The organism is Belliella buryatensis, from assembly GCF_900188245.1.
Lineage (GTDB): Bacteria > Bacteroidota > Bacteroidia > Cytophagales > Cyclobacteriaceae > Belliella > Belliella buryatensis.
The window spans coordinates 185170-209236 of the sequence record NZ_FZOK01000005.1 but is presented as its reverse complement, the minus strand read 5'-3'; the positions used below and the strand labels follow the sequence as shown (position 1 = coordinate 209236).

Sequence of the window (24067 nt, the reverse complement as noted above, 5' to 3'; positions counted from 1 at the left end):
GTTGATAGTGCTTAGTTATTGGTTATTGGACAATGACAGACGACGGACGACGGTTGGCTTTAGCCTTGAGTTGATCGGTGTTATTTACTACTATTTATCAATATTTTCAAGTTTGCTTCTACAAGTAAGCTATAAAGAGAAAATCTAACTTATAGCTGATTTGTATTGGATAGCTGTTTGGTTGAGGCTGAGTTTGGATTTTGCGAAATCGATGATTGGTTGCTTAGGGAAATTGTTTGTGGTCATCCAGTCTAAGACTTTGTTGAATCGATTGGAGTTAAGATGGTCATAAGTATGCAAGAATGCTTGTTTACTTGCCCATAGATCCAGGTCCCCTATTCCTTTTGAAATGATTGTGGGCAATCCCATCAAGAGGTATTCTCCGAGTTTGATGGGAGCAATACCAGCTAGGCTGGGAGCTGGGAGGCGTAGGCAGAATGCGAAGTCTGCAGCTGAGAGGTATCGAGGAACCACTTCGAAGTTCTTTTGAAGGATGATGGTTGCCCTTCTAATCTGTGAGGGGATTTGGGGGCTGAATCTAACGGGCATTCTAGAGAGCAGGAGGAGTTTGGCATTTGGGTTGGATGCGTGATATGCTGCGAATATTAGGAGCATTTCATCCAGTGCATATTGAGGACCTAAGGAGCCAGTATAAATAAAAAGTTTTGCGTCATTCTCTATTCCCAGTTCTTGTCTAGTCTGAGTTCGTTCCGCTTGATTGAAATGAAATAAGTCTTCATCCCTTCCATTGCTAACGATGTGGAATTTGTTAAGAGGTAAGAGAGGGGTGCGCTTTCTGTGGAATTCAATAGCAGCTTTTGACCTGACCAAGATGCTATCAGCAGCGAGTAGCATTATAGTTTCTTGTTTTTTGAGGAATTTGTATTGAAGGCTATTTGCTGAAAGCGAGGTATAATCGAGTCTTTCCTCTAGGGGTAGTCCATCTGCATCAAAGATCAATTTGATTTGATTGGCTTTGAGCCAGCCATTTATGCGGTTACAGATGAAAGCAGGCATGGTAGATCGAGGCATCAGATGTGTGATGTGGTGATTTTTGATATAGTCCTTGATGATTCGGAATCCCTTGAAAAGGGCAATCAGCACTCCAAGCATACCCCACATATCTTTATTCACATATACATGAGAAAATGTAATTTGTTGAATTTGGGCGATTTGCTGGAGTCTAAGTACTTCTTGAGTTTTGGCCCAAGAGAACTGTATAACATGAATTTGGATATTGGTATTTTTGGTCAATTTATTGAATATCGGGAAGAATAAGGCTTCCAGGTAGTTGCTGGTATCAGCATCCCAAGTGATGAATAAGAGCTTCTTCATGATTCGTATTCTTTTTCTCTGAAGTAGCGTTTTTTAAACTGTGTGCTAACATAGATTAGTAAGGCAAAGAGAAGGGTAGCCATCAAGTAGGTCCAAAAGTTGAAATATTGACCAAAGTGAATGAAATATTTCCAGTCGGCAAAGCTTTGTGGATATGTTCCTTGGGAAAGTGTATTTATCAATTGTTCAGAGTTGATTGGTAACCAAAACGAGCTGAGTAGAATATTGATGACAAAGACAGTATAGAGGTCAGTATTTGAAAGGTTATATCTTCTCAGTGCTTTGAGTATCATCAGGACTAAGAATGGGACAAAGGAGATCAACAGTCTTGATTCTGGGTGGATCGTCAAAAAAGCAATGATGAGGAAAAGGACAAAAAAACCAACGCCTAATTTTGCTATGGCCTTGTTGACCCTGTTAATGAACACAATCAGAATAGGGAATAAAAAGCCATAATAAATAGTGTGAGCAGGGAGGAAGTCAAGCGGGTACCTAAGATTTTTATTCCAAAAATTCTGAAACCACTGGAAAAGGTTAATTTGAGTATTATTACTAGAAATCAAGAGGATGATCAGGGTGATTCCAAGACTAGCGGTGATGACTGTGAATAAATTTTTAAACTGAAAATTCTTCAATAATAATGGCAATGATTTTTCCCAATTGATGGGATTATTGACCATGACATAGCGTAAAAAAAGCGTAAGGGATAGCAGCGAGAGTTTATGCCATATGACCGCATGCGTAGTAAAGTTCTGTCCTACCCTATCAAAACTATAAGACAAGATCACGGCGCAAGCGATTATCACCGCAATAGCAAAGGTTGGAAAAAAGGTTTTGGTTCTTTCCTTTTGGTAGACTTCTAAGGCTTTGTTGGGAAGTATCAGTAAAATCAAGCCTGCAAAGAAAATGATTGGCCATACAAATGCTCCTATTAGAGAGATCAGGAGAAGTTTACTTTTTTCATATCTAATGAAGTAATTCACTTGTCCAATTCCCAAGACAAAAGCTAAGCAATCAGTAGTGAAGGGGTCGTACCAGTATTGTTTGAGTACAGGAAAAGTTAAAAACAAAAGGATAAAACCTAAGGCTTCTAATTTGGAGTTTAGACGAAGTTTTTTGATGATTTTTAAATACCAATAGACTCCCAAGGTGATGACAAGTAGGTTAAAGATCAACATTCCTATTATCAGGGAGTTGCTATCAAAATCAAAACCGAACAAGATATAAATGGCATTCAATAGGGCAAAAGGCAGTATTCTTTGAACTTGAAGAAAGGTATAGCCATCATCAGAGTTGATTTGGTCTAAAAACGCTGTGGCTACCTCCCGGTAGAAAACCCCATTACCAAAAGCACCTTCGTTAACGGGTATTTTCTCAGAGAAAATCTGAAAAAGAATAATGATAAAAAGTAAAGATATGAGCAATGACCTTGGCATATTTTTCAGAATTTCAGGAATTCCTTCCACTTATTTATATTTCCTCTACAATTAACGTAATCAACTTAAAAACTAACTTTCTTTTTCCTTTCTCCTAATTAACCTCATAACTAAGTTCCCTTATTTACCAAAGATCAAAATCCCCATTACATCTGAGGGACTTGATTCCAATATGACTACTTTTACTTTCTTATTGAGTTTTTCGTAGGTTTTTTCTTTTAGAAAATCAAGGTATTCTATATCCAAGTCTTTGCCAATAAGTAGGAGTTCGATGGTTCCAGAGTCAATCCCCATGGCATAATCACCAATGATGTATGCTTTTTCCACATTTCCCATTCGATTTACAATTTTCTCCATGAGTTCGTCAAGGCCTAGGAATTTGGAAACCATATTTTTGATTTCATTAAAGAATGGGTGCGTATTGTTGGCTTTATAGACTTTAGTTTTTCCGTCTTCATCAGCGACTAGGAGTCCGGCTTCTGTGAGTCTATTAAGTTCAACCCTCACAGAGTTGGTGGATTCATCAAACTCTTTTGCAAGTGCTCTAAGGTAACTCGAGTTGTTATTTGAAAAAAACTTAAGGAGTAGTTTGATTCTAGTTTTGGACGTAACGATAGAGTCTAGCAAGATGATTGAGTTATATTATGTGTAGTTTAAGCAATAAAGGTGCGAGTAAAAAATTTACTCAACGCATCAAAAATAAAATCTTATGCTGACAATGCAAAGTGGGTGTGGAGGGAATGTCCCGAGGGATTGGGGTTGGATGTTTGGAAAGTTGGGAAGGTTTGCTACTTTACTTTTAGGTTCGGAGGGTTTGTAGATGATTCCAGGCTTGGGATTGGAATTCGGGGAGGGCTTGATAGGCTTGGAGAATGGTGGATTTGGATTGAGAGGTTATAAAGATTTTAGTTGCTAGTGGGTTTCCGAAATGAATGATCAGGACATTGGGGTTCTGTGATAGCACTTTGATTTTGTCTATGCTTGCTTGATCCATTCCAAATTGATTGATGGGCTTGGCGGATGGTAGGAATATCCCCAGGATACATGCTTGCTCTTCTGTGATTAGATCTAGCTTTTGTTGATTTAAGTCTTCTAATTGATGGGTTTCATGAAAGTTTAAATTATTGAATTCAAGTGTTTTCAAATCCTCTAGGTTGTTGAAAGCTGCGATGAAGGCTATTTTATCTTTGGGTTTTAATAGATGGGTTATTTGGGCTTTATCCCAATGGGTGTTGAATAGTTGCTGCGCTACAATTTGATTGAAAGTATTGGCCTTGTTGTCATTCAGTTTTGAAAAAGTTGGTTTGGAGGCTGTATTGAGTCCAAGCTTGTTTTTTAAATTGTAAATTCGCTGATAGCTGAGATCTATTTGTTCATCTGTAGCATTTTGATTGATGTAATGGATGCCTTCGGTGATGTTTTCAGAGAAACAAAGGATGTCATTTCCAGCATCAAAGGCTTTCCATTCTAATTCCCCTTTGGTTGGATATAGCTCGGAGACTGCTTTCATGTTGAGGGCGTCTGATATGACTATCCCATTAAACCCGAGTTCCTCTCTCAAGAGATTCTTGAGTACATGCTTACTGAGAGAGGCAGGAAGCCTCTCCCCTTTTGTCAATGCTGGAACTGCCAAGTGTCCGACCATGATCATGTCAACACCTTGCTTGATACCTGCTATAAATGGATAAAGCTCCTCTTGCAATAGCTGTTCTTTAGTTTTGTCGATGATTGGTAATCCAAGGTGGCTGTCTACTGCGGTATCTCCATGACCAGGGAAATGCTTGTAACAAGCAGCTATCCCTCCTGCAATCATGCCTTTGTATTGGGCTAATGCAAAGCGGCTGACTTTTTCTTTGTCATCTCCGAAAGCTCGGTAACCGATGACTGGGTTATTGGGGTTGGTATTGCAGTCTGCTACAGGTGCTAGGTTGAGGTGTATACCGATGGCCTTGAGGTCCTCTCCTATCAGTTTGCCTGACTCAAAGATGAGTGGCTCCATTTCAATAGGTAGTTGGCCAAGGGTGATGGCGTAGGGATATTGTGGGGTTTGTTCTATGCGCATGGCAAGACCAAATTCAGCGTCTATGCTAATCAATAAGGGGGTTTTGCTGATGCTTTGGTAGCGTTTTATGAGGGATTTGAGTTTCTCCAAGGAATTGTCAAAGGTTAATTTTTCCTGTCTGCCTTCAAAGTTTGCGGCAGCACTGTGTCTGCTATGAAAAAAGGTGACCCCTCCTATTTGCTGTAATTTGATAAGTTGCTCCAGTTTTTGTATTTCCTCTTCTGAGTCATGGACAAAGGCTGCGGGAGAAAAGAGTTGGGCTATTTTTTGGAGGCGGTTCATGGGGTGTTGGTTAGTTGGTTCCCCGAGGGGTCGGGGGGTTAAGGGTTAAACGTTAAGGGTTAAGTGTTAAGCGTTAAGCGTTAAGTGTTAAAGGTTAAGCGTGGGGGTTGAAGGAGTAATTGTGTAATTGTGTAACTGGGTAGGGATCTAGTCGATTGCATGATTCGGCTTTTTTTGGGTTGTATTTTTGGAATCATCCCTAACGGGAGGAAATCACAAAGCGCTCTAAATTCCTCAAAGAGCTCTAAGATTAGTTCCCCGAGGGGTCGGGGGTTAAGGGTTAAACGTTAAGTGTTAAAGGTTAAGCGAGGGGGTTGAAGGAGTAATTGTGTAATTGGGTAGAGTTTCTAATCGTTACACGATTACAAGGTTCTGCTTTTTGTTGTTTTTTTTGTCTTGCATCTTGCATCTTATGTCTTACATCTTGTGTCTTTTGTCTTGTGTCTTTTGTCTTGTGTCTTGCATCTTGCATCTTGTGTCTTATTGTTTTTTCCCGTAGTCTTTTGGGTAAGTGATGAATCTGGAGAGGAGGATGGCGGGGAGGGCAGCTAGTACTACGATGATGAAGAAGCCTTCGTAGCCTAATGCTTCTTGGATAAAGCCAGATATCATTCCGGGAAGCATCATTCCTAGGGCCATGAAACCTGTGGCAATGGCATAATGGGAAGTCTTGGAAAGTCCTTCTGCAATATATATAAGGTAAACCATAAATGCTGCAAAGCCAAAACCATAGCCTAACTGCTCGATGACTACCACTGCTCCTGCAAACCAAATGGATTCGGGTTGGAGGTTGGCTAAAAGGTAATAAAATAGGTTGGGAACATTCAAGGCTAAGATCATGGGCATCATCCATTTTCCTAGTCCATCTTTCGAAATCACTATCCCTCCTACTATGCCTCCAACAGAAAGGGCTACGATTCCAAAGGTACCATAAATCCACCCCACTTCTGAGGTAGTCAAGGCTAACCCACCCAGGGATTGATCATCTAGCAAAAATGGAGAGGCCATTTTCAGCAGTTGGGACTCCCCTAGCCTATAGGTCAGGATAAAAGCTAGTGCCAATCCGATTTCCTTTTTTCGGAAGAAACTTACAAAGACTTCTAAGAAAGAAAGTGTTTTGGCTTTTTGATAATCTATGGCTGATTCTACCTTTGGGGTGTTGAATAGATTTCCCAATGTAAGCAATAGCATCAAACCTGCAACTGATACCATGGTTAGTGACCAAGCTTGGGTATTGTCTCCAAATTTTTGTTCTAGGAAACCTGCAATGATGACAATCAATCCTTGTCCTGTCAGGAATGCTATTCTGTAAAAGGTGGTACGAAGGCCTACAAAGAAGGCTTGTTGGTCTTCTTTGAGTGCGATCAGGTAAAACCCGTCAGAAGCGATGTCATTGGTTGCTGATGCAAATGCTGCAATCCAAAAACAAGCAAGACTGAGTATAAAAAAGGAGTTGGTCGGTAGCGCTAGTCCAACGCCCAGAAAGGCAAGCACGAGCAGGAATTGCATGGCTAGGAACCATTTTCGCTTGGTAGCAAAAAGATCTACTAAAGGGCTCCAAAAGGGCTTGATCACCCAGGGTAAGTAGAGGAAACTGGTATAAAGGCCTATGTCGGCGTTGTCTACGCCGAGGTTTTTGTACATGATGACAGAGACTGTCATGATCATCACATAAGGTAGTCCTTCGGTGAGGTAAAGCATAGGAACCCAAATCCAGGGTTTATTGGTGGTATTGTTTTGCATGCTAATAAAAGGCCTTTAGAGTTTTTTGAGCAATTCAAAGACCTGAGCTTTGCTCTCTCTTCCAAATCTATCCATGAAGGTCAAAACTAAGAATTGCTGGCTTAAATCCTGTTGATCAAGGATGATTAGATTTTTGTTTCGGTCGTTAAGATAGATTTTTTTGAATGGTATTCCATCTGTTTTTTGACTGACTTGGTTTAAGTCATTGGTTGAATAGACTAAGGCAAACCTATATTGGGGATCGATGGCAAATGGTAGGAATAATTGCGGGATTCCATGCTCTATTTGGAGTTCCGCTTTTGGGCTAGGAAGGAAGTTATTTGTACTTTTTGATATAAAATGAGGGGTCAGGGTTCTGAATCTATAATTCTCCTTTTTGACTAGGTTGGCTACGTCTTTATTTTTTGTATAAAGTGAATTAGCAGAGAAGAAGGCATTTCCAGCTATTTCCTTGAAGTTTCTCGCGAATTCAATTTGGTTAGAAATTTCACTGGGATTGTCCCAAGCCTTATCTGCATTATCTCTGATTTTGTAGGGACTGTTACCGATATAGATCTTGGTTTGATGGGAGTTTCTAGCCCACCAAGACACCAATTCTCGGTGTGCTGCTAAGTTGTAATCCATGCTCCAATACAACTGCGGTATAATGTAATCAATCCAGCCATTTTTCATCCAAGTGATGGGGTCTGCAAAGAGGTCATCATAGTTTGTGACACCGGCGCGGGTATTAGATCCATTTTGATCCTTATCTTTATTTCTCCATACACCAAAGGGGCTGATACCGAATTGTACCCAAGGTTTTTGAGCTATGATTGTCTGATGTACCTCTTTGATCAGGAGATTCACGTTATTTCTTCTCCAGTCTTCGAGAGATTGTCCTTGAGCAAATTTCTTATAGGTATCTTGATCTCTAAAAATTTCCTTTTCGACTTTATAAGGGTAGAAGTAATCATCAAAATGAATGGCGTCGATGTCATAGTTTTGAACAACTTCCTGAATGATGTTGGTCAGGTGCTTGCGCACTTCAGGTATTCCAGGATTGTAATAATACTTGTTCCCATATTTGATCATCCAATCTGGGTGTTTGTAAAAATCATGTTGTGGGCTGAGTTGGTCTGTAGCGAGGTCAAAGGTGGCTCGATAAGGGTTGAGCCAAGCATGAAATTCCATTCCCCTCTGGTGGGCTTGGAGGATCATCCAAGAAAGGGGATCTTCTGTGGTATTAGGTTTTTTGCCTTGTTGGCCTGTTAGATATTTTGACCAAGGAGCAAATCGAGATGGGTAAAAGGCATCCCCAGCTGTTCGGACTTGTACAATGACTGCGTTGAAATTTAGATTTTGGTAGTAATCTAATAAAGCGATAAAGTCAGACTTTTGCTTTTCCCATGAATCCATGCCTGATTTAGGCCAATCAATATTGGCTAAAGTGGCAATCCAAATGCCTCTGAACTCTCTTCTACCTTCTTTAAGTGTGAGTTCGTAGGTGTTGTAGAAGGACGCATTACTGGATTTTTCAGGAAGGCCAATACTTGTGTTAGGTTTAGAGGTTGAGATAGGCTCAGTACTTGGCTTTTGGGTGACAGCAGGCCTTGAGGCAGTGCAGCCACTTAGGTAAAGCAAGGCAAGAAATAAAATGATGGAAATCGTGCTCAGGTTAAATTCATCTAGTACTTTGACTGCAAGAGACTTAAGATAAAAATAGCTTTTTGACATGGTAAGACTTAGGATCTGTATGAAATTGGAAGTAAAAATATAACAGTTCAAGTTGCTAATTGCACGATTGACCCTTTAAAATTCTAAAATTCAATCTGATAGCGAAATAATTCTTCAAACAAAATAAAAACCATGGTGGTTTAACGGTTATCAAATACAAATAACCTAATCTAAACTACACAAAAAATGAAACTAAAAACAAACCAGCTTATTTGGTCAGCGGTGTTGACCATTTTTGCATTAGGGTTTACTGCTTGTGCAGACCTAGAAGAAGTATCACCAACATTGGATGCTGAAGTTGCTCTTTATGACATTCCTACTACCATTGACAGAATGCAGCATGGTATCCCAAGCAATGCGGGTGCAGCGAATGAAAGAAGAAATGCAGGAGCCACCTTCAGCACATTCAATGCAGCCTTGGGTTCTACCGGATTGGCATCTGTATTTTCAAGAAATGATCTGACGGCATTTGCTCCAACGGATGCGGCATTTGCTGAATTAGGATTGAACCCTGGAAATGTGAGAGATCTTCCTGGTCTTAGAGACATCTTATTGTACCATGTTGTGGCTGGAACAGTGCTTTCTACTGATCTTACCAACACTTTCGTACCAACAGTAAATGGACAGTTTATAGGGATTTCGGCTGACAACTTAACAATCAATGGAGCGAACATCGTAGCGGCTGACATCAGAGCAAGAAATGGTGTGATTCATGCAATAGACGCGGTATTGCTTCCGCCTTCTCAAAACATAGTAGAGGTAGCTCTGGGAAATGAGAACTTTTCTATTCTTGTTGAAGCTGTTGTTGCTGCTGGTTTTGTTGATCTTTTGGCAACCACAAATAATTTAACAGTATTTGCTCCAACAAATGATGCATTTGTAGATCTGTTGGGTGAACTAGGATTCGGTTCCTTGGAGGAATTAATAGATGAAGAAGACGGAATTGGACTTGCAGGATTACAGGGTGTTTTGGCTTATCATGTTTTTGATGGGAGGGTTTTCTCCACAGACTTATCTAATGGAACTATCACCATGTTCTCGGGTGATGAAGTGACTGTAGATGTATCTGGCCCAAGTTTGATTGACCAAAATGATAGGACTTCAGGTATTGTAGCAACAGATATCCAAGCGACTAATGGTGTAATTCATGTAATTGATAAGGTTATTTTACCTTAATAGTTGAATATAAATGTGAAATTGAGAAGGCCCTGGGAGACTGGGGCTTTTTTTGTTGGGTCGGATCTTTGGAACACAAAGCTCTCTACATTCCTCAAAGAGCTCTAAAAGGCTTTTTTTGAAATAAAGTTTCTCGCGGCGATCGCAACGATGACGCAACGGACACAACGGAGGGGGATTGGGGCTCGCGGATCCTCCCTGAGGAAGGTAAATACGCAGATTTCGCAGATTTAAGTAGTGATTGGGTGATTAAGTTTCCCGAGGGATTGGGGTGGTTAGGGTTAAGGGTTAAACGTTAAGCGAGGGGATTGAAGGTTAAGCGAGGGGGTTGAAGGAGTAACTGAGTAATTGTGTAGGGGTACTAATCGGTTAGACGGTTACACGATTCATCGGAGGATTTGGGGTTGAAAGATAGCAAGATGTCTTACTTTAAGATTTGATTGAGGGCAGTCCAGATTTGGTTAAGGTAGATGAAGGAAACTAATGAATCATCTGTGTCTAGGCCCATTCTGATTAGGACTAGATTTTGAGAAGGAACAACACAAACGAACTGTCCATCTCTGCCTGCTGCAATGATCATATCGGAGGGTGCATTTGGGATTAAAATTCCGTTGAATTGTGATTGAAGTGTGGGAATCATGAATGGAGATTTACCATTGAGCCACCATAGGTATCCATATGCTGGATTTATGCTTTGGCTAGTTGAGACCATTTGTTCAAAAAATGCTTTGTCGCTGAGTATTTCTTGATTTTGCCACTTCCCTTTCCTTAAAATCAATAAACCAAATCTTGCCATACTTCTGGTATTGCTGAAGTAGACGTTATTGAAATCGATCTTTTGCCAAGTGCCTGCCATTCCAATTTTCGAGGCTATTTTGTCATTGAAATAATCAGTAAAGTTTCTATTGGAGGCATTGCTAATCACTTGTTCCAAAAGGGTGTAGGGGGCATTGTGGTAAGCCCACCTTGTTCCTGGAGCGGCTAGGTATCTCAGGCTTTCTGGACTAGTATTGTCTCTATTGTTGACTCCATCGTCTAGCCCTGTGGTCATGGTAAGTTGATGCCAGACTGTGATCGCATTTTCTTGGCTAGTGGTTGCAGCAGTCCAAGCGGTTCCGAGGTACGTTGAACTTGGAGATTGGATATTTATAAAACCTTCTTGTTGAGCGATGCCTGTTAGTGCGGCAGTAAGTGTTTTTCCTGCAGAGGCCCAGTACCAGATTGAGTTTTGGTTGAAGGGTTGGTTTCCGATCAATTGCGTTCCAAAGTATTTCTCAATGGCTATTTTTCCATCTTTTAAAACAATAAAACCACGGGTATTGCCCGATTCTAGCAGATCGTAGAGTCCTTCTAATTCATTTTCATTCCACCCTAAGGAGGAAGGGGACAGAGATTCCCAGGTTGTTCCAATTAAAGGTGGAAAGTAAGTGTTTTCATTGCTTGGTGTTTCCATTTCCTTGCAAGAAAATAGGAGTACAACTAAAAGGAAAAAGGAGTACTTTATCATGCTTAATTTTAAGGAAAAAAATTGGTAAAGGTAGAGGGGGGGATTGCCAAGAGGGGTCAGGGGATTGGGGCGCGCGGATTTCGCAGATTTCGCGGATTTTGCAGATTTAAATAGTGATTGGGTGATTGGGTGATTGTAAATTTTCTGTTTGTAAAGCTTGGTGATTGGTATGATTTGTACTTCGCTATTTTTTATTAGAAATACTCCGCTTATAATAAATATCAGGGTTGCGGGGTTGAAGTTTTTAAATGATTTGTATCTTAGTGTATTCACCAAATATGACAATTTTTATGAGTAAGGAACAAGCTTATAGTTTATTTGACGATGTGTGTGGTTTTGTGGATGATGCCGCCAAACACATGAATCTCAACGCAGGTTTGATTGAACAAATCAAGCAATGTAATAGTATTTACAAGTTCAATTTTCCTTTAAGAAACGAAGATGGGACCTACGAAACTTTGACTGGTTATCGTGTTCAGCATTCCCATCATAAACTCCCTGTAAAAGGTGGTATCCGTTATAGTGAACACGTGAATGAGGACGAAGTTAAGGGTCTAGCCGCATTGATGACGTACAAATGTGCTCTAGTAAATGTTCCATTTGGTGGTGCTAAGGGAGGGGTTCGCATAGACCCATTAAGGTATAATGAGACTCAGCTAGAGAAAATCACCAGAAGATATACCTCGGAATTGATCAAGAAGAAGTTTATCGGTCCTGCAATAGATGTACCGGCACCTGATTATGGCACGAGTGCAAGAGAGATGGCTTGGATAGTGGATACTTATGAAGCTTTCAATCCAGAGCTGATCAATGCGAAGGGATGTGTAACAGGAAAACCACTTTCACAACATGGTATAGACGGAAGGACAGAGGCAACGGGTCAAGGAGTTTTTTTTGGTATAAGAGAGGCCGTGGAGGTAGAGGAGGATATGGCTGCCATTGGGCTGCCTACCGGTATGAAGGGAAAAACTGTGATAATTCAAGGTTTGGGTAATGTGGGTTACTATTCCGCAAAATATATCATGGAAGCTGGGGCAAAGATCATTGCTGTTGCTGAGTGGAATGGAGGGATTTATGACCCAGAAGGGATAGATATTGAAGCCTTGAAGTCTTATCAATTGAGAACTAAAGGATTTAAGGGTTATCCAAAGGGAGAGTTTATCAAAAATAGTATTGATCTACTCACCTATGAATGTGATATTCTTGTACCAGCGGCATTGGAAAATCAGATTACCAAAGCGAATGCTTCCAAAATCAAAGCTAAAATTATCGGTGAGGCTGCCAATGGCCCTGTCACTCAGGAAGCAGAAAAAATTCTCCTGGAGAGGGGTATCCTGGTTATTCCTGATATGTATTTGAATGCAGGCGGTGTGACTGTTTCTTATTTTGAGTGGTTGAAAAACCTGTCACGTGTTTCTTTTGGAAAGCTTGAGAAGCGTTATGATATGGAGAAGTATAGGAAGCTTTTAGGAACTATTGAAAATGCGACAGGAGAGCAGTTTACTGATCTAGAAAAAGATGCATTGATCAGAGGTGCATCAGAAAGGGATTTGGTATTGTCTGGTCTTGAAGAAACGATGGTAGAGGCCTATCATGCCATGAATAAAACGAGGAAAGATAAAAATATTCAAAGTCTTAGAACTGCCGCCTTTATCCTTGCCATAGAGCGAATCGCGGTGAGTTATATGGATTTGGGAATTTTTCCGTGATTCTATTGGGGTGATTGGGGTGATTGGGGTGCGCGCAGATTACTCGGATTTCACAGATTTAAATAGTTGATTGAGGGATTGAGTTTCCCGAGGGGTCGGGAGTTGCTTAACTGCCCCAAGGGGTCGGGGTAATTAGGGTTAATTGTTAAGTGTTAAACGTTAAGCGAAGGGGGGTGTATGAGTAACTGGGGAAGGGTTCTAATCGGTTGCTCGATTGCACAATTCATCGGAGTGTTGGAGGTTTTGTCTTGTTTCTTTGGTCTTATGTCTTGCATCTTGTGAGATTTTAGATTTTAGATAAGGGTTGGTTATTGGGGAATTGGAGAAGGATGAATTTCAAAAGATAAAGTATTCAATGATTAAGGGCCTCTTCGGTGGAATCGGAGGGGCTTTTATTTTTTTAGAATATCCGCAATGTTACACAATGTGTAAGAAGAGGCATTATATTTTGCGGATACTAGCCTACAGACGACAACTCGTGCGCCGTGGCGTAGCCCTCATGCAACCTAACATAAAGTCGTACATTCTACTTTTACTTGTTAGGCTACGTGCAAGTAAGCGGATTTACATATATTTTTTTGACGAGGGGGGGGGGGGTAAAAATAAAGGGCTAAAAAATATAGCCCTTTGAAGTTTTGTTGTTTGGCGAATGCCAAAGAAAAATTGCTTAATCACCCTTCACAAATGTAGATATATATTTTTTATATCAAAATACCCACAACAGGGTATTTTTGTTTTTTTTTCATTGAAATATTTTAATTTTTGTTGTAATAAAACAAGATTTTGACAATATATGCTTGGTAGCATTGCTTTTGATCAGTGTCAATAGACCGCAGTCAACAATTTCAAGCTGCTTTGATACTTCATGATATAGGTTATGTCATTGATTGCATAAAGAAGCTCAATGAAATGTAAACACTGATTAGAATAAGTAGTACATGAAAAATCCCAATCATTTGAGTGATCGGGCTTTTGAAAATAGATTTTTCGAGATATTTATTCTCTAATTCCTAAGATATCGAAGACGAAGGCATATTCTCGAGCGACTTCTTTGAGTCTTTCGAATCTTCCACTGGCACCACCATGACCTGCATCCATGTTGGTGTAAAGGAAGAGGTTATTGTTGTCAGTTTTCAAGGTTCGGAGTTTGGCTACCCATTTGGCAGGTTCCCAGTATTGAACTTGAGAATCGTGCAAACCTGTAGTTGTAAGGATATGGGGGTAATCTTTGGCTTCTACATTGTCATAAGGTGAATAGGAGAGCATGTATTCGTATTGCTCTTGAATGTTTGGGTTCCCCCACTCTAGCCACTCGAAGGTGGTCAATGGGATAGATTCATCCATCATGGTAGTCACCACATCAACAAAAGCTACAGCTGCAATCACTCCACTATAGAGTTCTGGAGCCATGTTAAGAATTCCACCCATCAGCAATCCACCTGCACTTCCTCCAGAAGCAAATAGTTTATCTTTGGCAACATAGCCATTGTCTTGCAACCATTTAGAACAATCGATGAAATCATAGAAGGAGTTTTTCTTATTCATCATCTTTCCATCTTCATACCAGTCCCCTCCCATTTCTTGACCTCCACGGATGTGAGCGATGGCATAGACCATTCCTCTATCTAATAGGCTTAATCTAGAAGAACTAAAGGAAGCATCCATGGAGTAGCCATAAGAACCGTAGGCATAGATCCAGCCGGGCATGCTGCCATCCTTTTTGAATTTATCTTTTCTGTAGACAATAGACATAGGGACTTTTTTACCATCTCTAGCAGTGACCATGACCCTTTCGGTTTGATAGTTATTTTTATCAAAATCACCCAAGACGGGCTGCTCTTTCATCAATTCCTTTTCTCTATTATCCATGTTGTAATCATAAATAGAGTTTGGAGTAGTCATGGAAGTATAGGAATATCTCACTACGTCTGTATCAAAAGCTGGATTGTATCCTAAGCCAGCAGAGTAGGCTGCTTCGTCGAATTGGATTTCGTGGTCAGAATTATCAGCATATTTGATAATTCTGATTTTGGCAAGTCCTTCTTTGGTTTCTTGCACCGCCATGTAATCTTTGAAATAATCCACCCCTTCCAAAAAGATATCGGAGCGATTAGGAATTACGTCTGCCCAATTAGACTTTATAGGATTAGACACAGGAGCTTTTACCAATCTATAATTAACCGCATCTTGATTGGTATAAATGAAGAAATCTTCTCCTCCTGCGTGGTCTACATCATATTGCACATTATCTTCAATAGGAGCAATCAGTCTAGGCTTGCCAGGCTTGTCCGCATCTAAGTAGTAGGCATAAGAAGCGTCTGTTCGGCCTGAACCAATGATGATGTATTTTTTGGATTTGGTGATGCCTACTCCACAGTTGAGTGTTTGGTCATTTTCTTCAAAGACCACTTCATCTTGGGAAGGGTCTTGCCCAATAATGTGCCTTTTGACTTGGTAGTTTCTGAGTGTAACTGGATCAGGAATCGAGTAATAGAAGGACTTGTTATCCGTAGTCCACACAGCTGAACTCCTGATATTTTCAATTTTGTCAGGCAACATCTCTCCAGTTCGGAGATCTTTGATCATGACAGTGTAAAAGTTCCTTCCTTGGGTATCCATGATGATTGCTGCGAAGTTGTGGTCATGGCTGACAGAAGTAAAGAAGTTGAGGAAAGATTTCCCCTTCCCTAATTCATTTCCATCCATGATGATTTCTTCTTCAGCCTCGAGAGAACCTTTCTTTCGAGCATAGATGGGGTATTCTCCACCTTCCACATATCTAGAATAATAGTAAAAATCATCTAGTTTATAAGGAACAGAAGCGTCATCTTCTTTGATTCTGCTTCTCATTTCATTGAAAAGTTGTGCTTGAAAGTCTTTGGTATGTGCCAACATGGTATCCATGTATGCATTTTCAGCATTGAGGTAGTCAATGACTTCTTGATTTTCACGGTCATTGAGCCAATAGTAATTATCGACACGTACATGACCATGCTTGGCTGTGATTTCAAAAGGCTTGACAGTGGCTGTGGGCGGCTGTATATCCGGATATTGAAACTCCGGTTCTTGTTGGGAACATGCTATACTCATTCCTGCGCTTAGAATTAAGAGGTTTTGAATTGATTTATTCATGGTTTTAGTGGTTAGGAATGTAAAGATACACAAAAGAAAATCCCTTTGTGACTTATCAAATCATCATCCTTTCAATAAAATCATCCTTAGAAATATAACCTGACTTAACTTTACTAAGATAAGCGGAAACAATTTTCGATGTAGCTTTCCTGTAAGCTTCAAGCACCATAGGGTGTAAACTTATATCTCCTAACACTTCGAGTTCTATCAGCAATCGCATCAAGAAAAAAGCAGCCCTAATTTGTCCTGTCATTGAATAGTAATAGATCCATGGAGAATAAAAGGCTAATAGCTCTGTCGTATGGAATTTTTTCCTTTTGGGATCTAAATCCTGAAGTTTATGCAAATTATTCATAGCATCAGGGATTTCATCTACTTTTTCTAATTCAATTAGGGTTTGGGCGTGACAAGTGAGTCCAAAAAGGTAATCCGGGAATTTCCTTTTCATCTCAAGAGCTATCTCAATGGTTTTTTCATCTGCTTGAATTCTATGAAAGTATTCCCATTTGTATTGCAGTAGGATTCTATTATTTGGCGATTGCTTTAATTCATTTTCAATTTTATTGATGATAGTGGGGTTTGGTTCAGTGTCAATAGCGTCCCAATCTTGCAGTAATTCAAAGATTTCATGCATTTTTTCTCTCTCCCTTTTACTATAGTCTGATTTAGAAGTTGGTTTATCAGTTGACTGGATTTTGGTAAATGGAGCAAAGAGTTTTTCTTGCTTCATTTTCTCATAATCATAATCAGGCAATCTGGGGATAATGTGATAAACGATATCTATTGGCAAATCCTCCAAATCTATATTTTCATAATAATCCTCCCAATCTTCTTCTTCCCAAAATAGACAGGAGTTCATCAAGTAATCTTCAAATTCTTCATCGTCCTCGAAGTCATCGTCAAAAACACCCTCATGATCATGGTAAAATATTTCATAGGTACCTTCTTTGCCGTATTTGAGGATTTGATGCTCGAAATATTTAATTCTATCATCCCCTTCATTGAGGTGTAAATGAGCCTTGCCATTTTCACCCAATGGAACATCTATCCTTGGAAAGTCATCTGTATCTTCTTCCAGGATCATCTCCACAAATCTAAAATCTTCATGAGGTGCGATGCCATACTCCTCGGCAAAAGCAACAGATTCAAAAATGATATTATGAATCAATTCATAATTCACAGGAACGAACTCGACTAATAAGTTTTCCTCGTAAGTCTCCAAAATTTCATGATAGATAAAATCAGGTTCATTAACAAAAAACAATACATCTTTGGCACCTGTGCATAGTAAATCCACTAACACAGACACAAAAGTCAAGTTCCCATTGACATGTTTTCTTGAAAATAGGATCGGGAATTTCTTGTCTTCCTGCCAGCTTTTAGGAATCAGGCATTCATGCATAGGTAATTTACGTGCATTGCCAGACTTAAGATAGCTAATGGGGTTAAAAGTGGTCTTTTGAGGTTTGGATTTTCTAGCCATTAATTTTGAATGGTTGAATTATTGAGTGGTTGAATAATTGAATGGTTGAATTGATGTAAATTAAGAAATTGCGATTTACAGCACTTAGCGAGCAAATCATACTAAAACCGATTTAACTTTGCATTGAAATTGATTGATACCTGCCCGAGTCATGCCGGTTGAATCTAATTGATTATTTGTTCCGATTTTTTGGAATTTACTAATAGCAGCCAATTTTACCAATAAATCGATATTACTGGTAAAGAATAGTATATTCAATTTAGGAATTAAAATTACGAATAGAAATGTATAGATGGAAGGTAAAAGTAAAAAAAGGGTATATTAACTTTTTGAATATGAATTTATGAAAAAACATCTGAACTTCTTTTTATACGCAATTATTTCATCCTTCCTAATAAGTTGCAGCAAGGATTCTTCTTCAAACGCTATCCGGATTGATTTGGATCAAGGGGAAGCGTATTTAGCTTCTGAAATTTTCGAAGAGCTTGATTATGTGCTTTTGGACTATCCTGATGAAAAACCCATAGTGAATGCTTTCAAGATGTTATTCACGGATGATCATATCATCGTAGAGAGTCGTGAAAATGCCAGTATTTTTATATTTGACAATGTGGGTAATTTAGAAAACATGATTCGAAACTACGGAGATGGGCCTGGAGAGTTCAGGATTTTTGATGGGATGTCGTTGGTTGGAAATGATCAGATAAGAGTGGATGTAGGATACCTGAAAAAATCCCTTGTATTTGATTTCAAAGGAAACTTATTGGAAGAAACCAAAAATCAGATCGCTGAATTTGTATATCATGGGCAAGATTTTATGTTGAAACATTTCCCCTACGGAGAATTAAATGAACAATATACTTTCATCCGGACATCAGAGGTGGATACTGTGGGATTTGTACCTGTCCGAAAAGGAACAGAACAAATGATACCCTTTGGCTATGTTCATACCTATCTCAAAGGGCCATCGAATGACATTTATTTTCTTGAACATTTTACCAATAATGTCTATTTCTTTAATCAGGATGGCTACTTAAGGGACAGTATCGTATTTGATTTTGGTAAATATCAAACAGACTGGGAAACAAAAGTTCGTCTGGGAAAAGACACGAAAGCCTATACAGAATATTTTATTGAAAACAAGAAAATTAGCTATGTTAGTAGCTTCTTCCCTTTGCCTTTTGGTTATTTTCTTTCAGCTACCTACGACTACAAAAGGCCTCATTGGATTTTTTTGGACTTCGACTTGAATATCAGGAAAATGATATCAGGTATAGAAAACGATATTGATCAATTTCCATTGAGACAACTTTCATGGACATACCATGAGGATTGGATCATTTATCAAATGGACTCTCGTACTTTCTTCAATAGCTACGTTGAAACATTCCAAGGTCAATCCGTCGATACCAAAAATGTTAATCTTCATGCCTTTTTTAACCAAAAAAAGGATGTTTTGAAAGAGGAAAAGATTGTTTTGGTGAAGATGCGGTTGAAGCAATTTTAAAGACTTTTGTCAAAAAACTATAGCTGCTTTTGATAGACCTTTACATAATCTATAACAAACTGCTGTGGCAGAACCTTATCATCTATTGGCCCAGGCCAATTGGCTCCCATGGCAAGGTTGATGATCAAAAAATGGGGTTTGCGAAAAGGGTTATCTGGTCCAATGCCAGCATGATCAATTATGAATGAATGATACAGGTCATCATTGACATAAAAGTCGATTTTCTCCGCTGACCATTCAATCGCATACACATTAAACTTCCGTGCCAAATCCTTTTGGACATGAAGTCCCCCATTGGACAAATATTCCTCATCATTGCCGACAGGATAATGTACGGTTCCATGAATTTCTAAGGGTTCTTTGCCAACTTGCTCCATGATGTCAATTTCACCTGCAAAAGGCCAACCAACTTCATCAATATCAGTTCCCAGCATCCATATCGCAGGCCACAGGCCTTTCCCTTTTGGGAGCTTGGCACGTACCTCAATCCTGCCATAAGTCCAAGCATGCAATCCTTGAGTACTGATACTTGCTGAGGTATAGGACGCATAAGGTTCCGAGGTTCTCCAATTGGTCGATCCGGGTTCGAAGGCAGCGTTCGGATATTTTTCTTTTCTTCCTGTAATGAATAATTTCCCTCGTTGTACTTCTGCATTGGCAAGCCTGCTTTGGGTATAGTATTGTTGCTCTTGATTTCTCACATGACCTAGTTCGTAAGTCCATTTTGAAGAGTCGGGTAAGCCTTTATAATTGAATTCATCAGACCAAATTAATGTCCACTCTTTTACTTGAGCTTGTGCATCGAAGAAAACCGCATTGAAACACCCCAAAAGCAAAACAAAAAAAGTTCGCTGTATCATGCAGCAAAGTTAATTAAAATACCATCCAAGTATTCATTAGAGATAAGGATGGGAATTAAAAAACCACTCTCCTATTTGGGTGAGTGGTTTTTAGAGCTAAGCAAACTTTTTTAAAGCTATATGCTTTAAATTAATCCTCTGCTGGAACACCCTCAATATTTGAAATTTGATCCAAATATGGCCTAATTGGACTCCAATCCTCAACAGTAAGCTGTCTCAAATCCAAGGTAGCACCACCATTTTCTGCTGCACCTGGAGTAGAATCTAGTAAGGCACCAGCAGCCATCATTTCTGCTAAGATTGTTACATTGGTAACTCCAGTGTTTCTCATGTTGATTCTATAGAGTGTGGTGAAATTTCTGATGGTATTCAGACCAGCATTTCCCATTGGTACTTCTCTAAGGATTATTTCTTTCAGTCCAGTATTTTTAGAAAGTGGGCTAATATCAGTAATCCCTCTAGCTGTATTCGCATTGAAATACGTAAGCGTAGTATATTCTGACACAGGGCTCAGATCAGTGACATCTGTATTGTTCATTCTGAGGTATTCCACCTTTTTTAAGTCCTTGATCGGTGTAAGGTCAGACACCTTGGTACTCCCAAAATGAAGATAAGTAAGGTTCTCAGCATATTCTAACCCTGTAAGGTCAGCTATTTCGGAGATTGATCCTGAGAAATCAGAACCACCATCTATTGTCAATTCCTCTAGTCTCAACATATCCTCAGATGTGATCTGAGCATTTGCTTCAAGGTCTAGTGCTAGACGAATTTGAGTAGCGAGATTGGTATCTGGCACATTGACGATGGTAGGCATTTCTGGCTCGGGATCATCAGAACAGCTTATTGTTCCGATAGATAAAATAAACAGTGCTAAAATAGACCAAGTTTTGAATGTAGTTTTCATAATTTTGCTATTAATTTGAAAGTAAATATTTATAAAGGTTCGGTGGTGTTGAACTATTCAACTCTTCGCTTACAGTGTAATAATTATTATTTGGATCCAGGCAAATTGCTTCCCCTTGTGGTTCTCCTATGTAAGGTGCTCTGACGGGTGTTCGGGCTAGCATCTCTACCATTGTCTCTCCCAATTGTCTCTCCCAGAAGAAGATTTCCTGTCTATTTTTGATCAATACCTTATCCCCTTGAAGGTTAGTAGTAGTGATAGATTGAAAAATATTGCTGAATCTAGTTATTGGATAGACTGCGTAATCTGTAGTAGATACAAACGATTCCCTTCTCACTTGATCCCTTACTCTAAATTCATTCAGGAGATATTGACCTAGGTAGAGACTAATGCTGTGCTTAGGATTAATAGCATAATCTAATTTACCATGAAAAGCAGTTCTTTGAAGCTGAGAGCTAGTTTCCCTTTCGATCAACTCCCGCATCAAAAGTGGGTTTCCAGGCAAGAAACTAACACCTGGATCATAAAAGTAGTTGGAAACAGGCCTGTAGGAATTCTGAAAACTACCTCCAAGCATCACACCAAGTTTATTGTCTAGATATCTATTACCAAAAGTTAAATTTGCGAAAATATCAGGAAGCGTTGTAATACCTTTATTGATCATATTTTCAACAGGAAAGTCAGCTGGGGTCGCACGATAATTGTCCCCAAATCTCTCCTTTGGTGAGCGTCTATTGAGATAAGACCTATCGTAGGTTTGAAAAGGTCGATCTAAGTTCAATTGATTATAGCCTAATTGAATATCACCTTCTAACATCAATTGATTTGGAGCGCTCTTCATGATCATATTGACCGTTCCGCCTATTGCGTCAGCTTCCATGTTGGCTGTAAGGGATTTATAAACCTCCAATCTCTCAAGTAGTACAGCTGGAAAAATATCTAAGGGAACAAACCTGTTTTCGTTATCAGGAGAAGGGATTTTGATTCCGTTGACCAAGGTGTTGTTGTACCTTTTGTCCATACCTCTGACGATTGCATACTGAGGGTCACCGCTGGCGTTTCTTTCAATAGACAAACCTGACACTCTCTGAATCACGTTGGCAACTGTAATGTCAGGCGAAAGCTGAATTTGTCTTGCTGAAATGATATTCAAAACACTAGCTGAGTTTTTTTCTAGTTGTCTCGCTTGAATATCTGTACCCTTTACACCAGCTGACACAATCACTTCAGAAAGTACCGCGTCATCAGATTCCAAATCAAAATCTATTGATAAAGTCGTATTATCAGTAGTAAATTCAATGATTTCGCGGAAACTAGCATACCCCATGAAAGAAACTTCCAGGGAATAGACGCCTTTAGGAATATTTGATAAATTGTAGGTACCATCTAAGCCAGTGATGGTTCTATAAACTTCCTGGCTTGAATTATTGGTGATGCTGACGTATGCTCCTATGAGCAGCTCCTTACTTGATGTATCTCTGATCTTTCCAATGATTTTGGCAGCAAACGAATCAGAAGAACCAATCAGTAAAAATGATAATAACAATAACTTGATCTTCATGCGACAAATGTAGTCGTCGAAGATTACCTCCTTATTTTCTTAATATTTTCTAATCATTATCTTATACAAATTTAATGTTAACATAATATAAACAACACTGGAGTTGTATTAGTAATATGTAATTGAGGATGGTAAAAAAATGATCTTATTCGCTCATAAGACCTTTTTATTTCTTAACATTAAATCAATCTTTATTTTTGCTCAATTCCCCTATTCTTTTCCCCAAACCCTCAGCTTTTCTCAAAAAAATCTCATGAACCTCTATACCTTCAAAATCTCCTTCTCCTGTAATTGCCGAAGCACCGAAAGCAGCTTCCAACTCATCTCCTCCTACGATGATCATTCCATGGATCATCATGGCCCTGATCATACTGAACATCACTGCTTCTTCTCCAATCGAAAAACCTCCTCCAGTCACAAACACTGCTCCTAGTTTGTTTTTCATAGGGCGACCTTCAAAAGGCCAAGAATTGATAAAGGATTGTACTTCGGGTGTCATATTGGCATTGTAAACAGGAGAACCTAAGATGATTGCTGAGGCCTGTAGAATTTCGTCTTCAGTTACCTCCGCTATGGGTTTGAGGATATATTCAACGCCTTGGACTTCGGCCACACCTTTAGCTACTGACTCGGCCATGGCTTTGGTTTTACCGGATAGGGAGTGGTAGGTGATCAGAATGGTGGGCTGGGACTGGGCCTGTATGGGATGACTCCATATTAAAATCAATCCTACAAATAAAAACACTCTTCCAATTTTATATTTTGTCATAATCTAAATTATCTAAGTCATCCAAATCCTTATATCTCCCGGATACCTTTCTGATGGCGAAAAGGTCGGATATACTCAAAAGATTGATTCAATAGTAAGTATTACTTTTTCCACTTTTCAATAAGGTTCTTTACTCAAATCGTCAAACGTAATATGCAATTCAAAGACGCTCTAGATTTACTTCAAAATCTCATTGATTGCTTAGTAATGGGAAATAATCCTCCCATCCTCCATCCAAATTGTTCTATCAGTCTTTTCAGCTAACTCTGCATCATGGGTAACCATCAACATGGTCTGGTGAAATTCTTGAACCAAGTCCCGAAAGATTCCAAAAACCAAGTCGGAGTTTTTCTTATCCAAATTCCCCGTAGGTTCATCACTCATGATGATCAAAGGGTTATTGATTAAGGCCCTTGCGATAGAGACCCGCTGTTTTTGACCTCCTGATAATTGATTCGCTTTTTTCAAGGCATGGTCTTGCATATCGAATATACGGAGTTTTTCCATGGCCTCGTGCTCAACTGCTTCTCTGGATAATTTATTGAGCTTCAGTCCAGGAATCATTACATTTTCCAAAACTGAGAATTCATGAATCAAATAATGAAACTGAAAAACAAAGCCTATTTTTTCATTCCTTAAAATGGAAAGGTTATGAGAAGGCTGACCTGTAATCAGTTGGTCATTTAATAATAGCTTGCCTTCATAATCCGTATCCATTGTCGAAAGCACATATAGAAGAGTTGATTTGCCACAACCAGACTTTCCCATCACAGAGACAAACTCACCTTTATTAACTGAAAAAGAAACATCCTTGAGCACCTGAACTTTTACTGGACTGTAAAAGTACTTGTTGATGCTGATAGCTTCTATGACTTTTTGCTTTTGCAT

At 39.4% G+C, this 24067-nt stretch carries 17 protein-coding genes; 3 read left to right on the top strand and 14 right to left on the bottom strand.

The annotated features are described in order from the left end of the window. Positions 1-144: 144 nt before the first annotated feature. From CHB66_RS06985 to CHB66_RS06960, 6 genes are all read right to left on the bottom strand, one after another. Positions 145-1335, bottom strand: a complete 1191-nt coding sequence (locus CHB66_RS06985; RefSeq protein ID WP_089239373.1) for a glycosyltransferase family protein — start codon at positions 1333-1335, stop codon at positions 145-147. Further along, positions 1332-2801, bottom strand: coding sequence for a hypothetical protein (locus CHB66_RS06980; RefSeq protein WP_089239371.1), 1470 nt, complete (start codon positions 2799-2801; stop codon positions 1332-1334). Before CHB66_RS06980 ends, CHB66_RS06985 begins: the two co-directional genes overlap by 4 nt. 90 nt (positions 2802-2891) lie before the next feature. Continuing rightward, the gene (locus CHB66_RS06975) at positions 2892-3398 is read right to left on the bottom strand and encodes a winged helix-turn-helix domain-containing protein (RefSeq protein ID WP_089239369.1); all 507 of its coding nucleotides are present in this window, start codon (positions 3396-3398) and stop codon (positions 2892-2894) included. Positions 3399-3570: 172 nt separating this feature from the next. Continuing rightward, entirely contained in the window at positions 3571-5115 is a 1545-nt protein-coding gene (locus CHB66_RS06970) for a glycoside hydrolase family 3 protein (protein ID WP_089239367.1), read from the bottom strand. A gap of 480 nt (positions 5116-5595) precedes the next feature. Continuing rightward, entirely contained in the window at positions 5596-6858 is a 1263-nt protein-coding gene (locus CHB66_RS06965; protein WP_089239366.1) for an MFS transporter, read from the bottom strand. A 15-nt stretch (positions 6859-6873) separates the two neighbouring features. Then, positions 6874-8571 (bottom strand): glycoside hydrolase family 10 protein, encoded by a 1698-nt coding sequence (locus CHB66_RS06960; protein ID WP_089239363.1) that lies wholly within the window; start codon positions 8569-8571, stop codon positions 6874-6876. A gap of 186 nt (positions 8572-8757) precedes the next feature. Here CHB66_RS06960 and CHB66_RS06955 point away from each other — a divergent pair, with 186 nt between their 5' ends. After that, positions 8758-9747: a fasciclin domain-containing protein gene (locus CHB66_RS06955; RefSeq protein WP_089239361.1), complete on the top strand. Its 990-nt coding sequence runs from the start codon at positions 8758-8760 to the stop codon at positions 9745-9747. 424 nt (positions 9748-10171) lie between these two features. On the opposite strand, the gene CHB66_RS06950 is transcribed toward CHB66_RS06955, so the two are convergent. Further along, a complete protein-coding gene (locus tag CHB66_RS06950) occupies positions 10172-11254 on the bottom strand; it encodes a serine hydrolase domain-containing protein (RefSeq protein ID WP_089239359.1) in 1083 nt (360 codons plus the stop codon). Positions 11255-11544: 290 nt separating this feature from the next. On the opposite strand from CHB66_RS06950, the gene CHB66_RS06945 reads away from it, so the two are divergent. Continuing rightward, positions 11545-12963 carry a Glu/Leu/Phe/Val family dehydrogenase gene (locus CHB66_RS06945; RefSeq protein WP_089239481.1) on the top strand — a complete coding sequence of 473 codons (1419 nt, stop codon included), beginning with the start codon at positions 11545-11547 and terminating at the stop codon, positions 12961-12963. A 996-nt stretch (positions 12964-13959) separates the two neighbouring features. Here CHB66_RS06945 and CHB66_RS06935 read toward each other — a convergent pair. Continuing rightward, positions 13960-16095, bottom strand: coding sequence for a S9 family peptidase (locus CHB66_RS06935; RefSeq protein WP_089239355.1), 2136 nt, complete (start codon positions 16093-16095; stop codon positions 13960-13962). A gap of 55 nt (positions 16096-16150) precedes the next feature. Further along, on the bottom strand, positions 16151-17578 hold the full coding sequence (locus tag CHB66_RS06930; RefSeq protein WP_089239353.1) for a hypothetical protein: 1428 nt from the start codon (positions 17576-17578) through the stop codon (positions 16151-16153). Between the two features lie 343 nt (positions 17579-17921). Between CHB66_RS06930 and CHB66_RS06925 the strand changes: the two genes are divergently transcribed. Beyond that, positions 17922-19085: a 6-bladed beta-propeller gene (locus CHB66_RS06925; protein WP_089239351.1), complete on the top strand. Its 1164-nt coding sequence runs from the start codon at positions 17922-17924 to the stop codon at positions 19083-19085. 17 nt (positions 19086-19102) lie between these two features. On the opposite strand, the gene CHB66_RS06920 is transcribed toward CHB66_RS06925, so the two are convergent. The 5 genes from CHB66_RS06920 to CHB66_RS06900 all read right to left on the bottom strand — a co-directional run bounded on the left by CHB66_RS06920 (position 19103) and on the right by CHB66_RS06900 (position 24067). Next, on the bottom strand, positions 19103-19945 hold the full coding sequence (locus CHB66_RS06920) for a glycoside hydrolase family 16 protein (RefSeq protein WP_089239349.1): 843 nt from the start codon (positions 19943-19945) through the stop codon (positions 19103-19105). Positions 19946-20075: 130 nt separating this feature from the next. Beyond that, entirely contained in the window at positions 20076-20849 is a 774-nt protein-coding gene (locus CHB66_RS06915; protein ID WP_089239347.1) for a leucine-rich repeat domain-containing protein, read from the bottom strand. A 10-nt stretch (positions 20850-20859) separates the two neighbouring features. Beyond that, a complete protein-coding gene (locus CHB66_RS06910; RefSeq protein WP_089239345.1) occupies positions 20860-22410 on the bottom strand; it encodes a TonB-dependent receptor in 1551 nt (516 codons plus the stop codon). A gap of 184 nt (positions 22411-22594) precedes the next feature. Beyond that, positions 22595-23179 carry a flavodoxin family protein gene (locus CHB66_RS06905; protein WP_089239342.1) on the bottom strand — a complete coding sequence of 195 codons (585 nt, stop codon included), beginning with the start codon at positions 23177-23179 and terminating at the stop codon, positions 22595-22597. A gap of 201 nt (positions 23180-23380) precedes the next feature. Continuing rightward, positions 23381-24067, bottom strand: a complete 687-nt coding sequence (locus tag CHB66_RS06900) for an ABC transporter ATP-binding protein (RefSeq protein WP_089239340.1) — start codon at positions 24065-24067, stop codon at positions 23381-23383.

What these genes read in the sequence shown, in the direction of transcription:
- CHB66_RS06945 (WP_089239481.1), top strand. Translation starts at nt 11,545, where the DNA reads ATGAGTAAGGAACAAGCTTATAGTTTATTTGACGATGTGTGTGGTTTT.
- CHB66_RS06910 (WP_089239345.1), bottom strand. Translation starts at nt 22,410, where the DNA reads ATGAAGATCAAGTTATTGTTATTATCATTTTTACTGATTGGTTCTTCT.
- CHB66_RS06905 (WP_089239342.1), bottom strand. Translation starts at nt 23,179, where the DNA reads ATGACAAAATATAAAATTGGAAGAGTGTTTTTATTTGTAGGATTGATT.
- CHB66_RS06950 (WP_089239359.1), bottom strand. Translation starts at nt 11,254, where the DNA reads ATGATAAAGTACTCCTTTTTCCTTTTAGTTGTACTCCTATTTTCTTGC.
- CHB66_RS06985 (WP_089239373.1), bottom strand. Translation starts at nt 1,335, where the DNA reads ATGAAGAAGCTCTTATTCATCACTTGGGATGCTGATACCAGCAACTAC.
- CHB66_RS06915 (WP_089239347.1), bottom strand. Translation starts at nt 20,849, where the DNA reads ATGAAAACTACATTCAAAACTTGGTCTATTTTAGCACTGTTTATTTTA.
- CHB66_RS06935 (WP_089239355.1), bottom strand. Translation starts at nt 16,095, where the DNA reads ATGAATAAATCAATTCAAAACCTCTTAATTCTAAGCGCAGGAATGAGT.
- CHB66_RS06965 (WP_089239366.1), bottom strand. Translation starts at nt 6,858, where the DNA reads ATGCAAAACAATACCACCAATAAACCCTGGATTTGGGTTCCTATGCTT.
- CHB66_RS06930 (WP_089239353.1), bottom strand. Translation starts at nt 17,578, where the DNA reads ATGGCTAGAAAATCCAAACCTCAAAAGACCACTTTTAACCCCATTAGC.
- CHB66_RS06920 (WP_089239349.1), bottom strand. Translation starts at nt 19,945, where the DNA reads ATGATACAGCGAACTTTTTTTGTTTTGCTTTTGGGGTGTTTCAATGCG.
- CHB66_RS06960 (WP_089239363.1), bottom strand. Translation starts at nt 8,571, where the DNA reads ATGTCAAAAAGCTATTTTTATCTTAAGTCTCTTGCAGTCAAAGTACTA.
- CHB66_RS06925 (WP_089239351.1), top strand. Translation starts at nt 17,922, where the DNA reads ATGAAAAAACATCTGAACTTCTTTTTATACGCAATTATTTCATCCTTC.
- CHB66_RS06900 (WP_089239340.1), bottom strand. Translation starts at nt 24,067, where the DNA reads ATGCAAAAGCAAAAAGTCATAGAAGCTATCAGCATCAACAAGTACTTT.
- CHB66_RS06955 (WP_089239361.1), top strand. Translation starts at nt 8,758, where the DNA reads ATGAAACTAAAAACAAACCAGCTTATTTGGTCAGCGGTGTTGACCATT.
- CHB66_RS06970 (WP_089239367.1), bottom strand. Translation starts at nt 5,115, where the DNA reads ATGAACCGCCTCCAAAAAATAGCCCAACTCTTTTCTCCCGCAGCCTTT.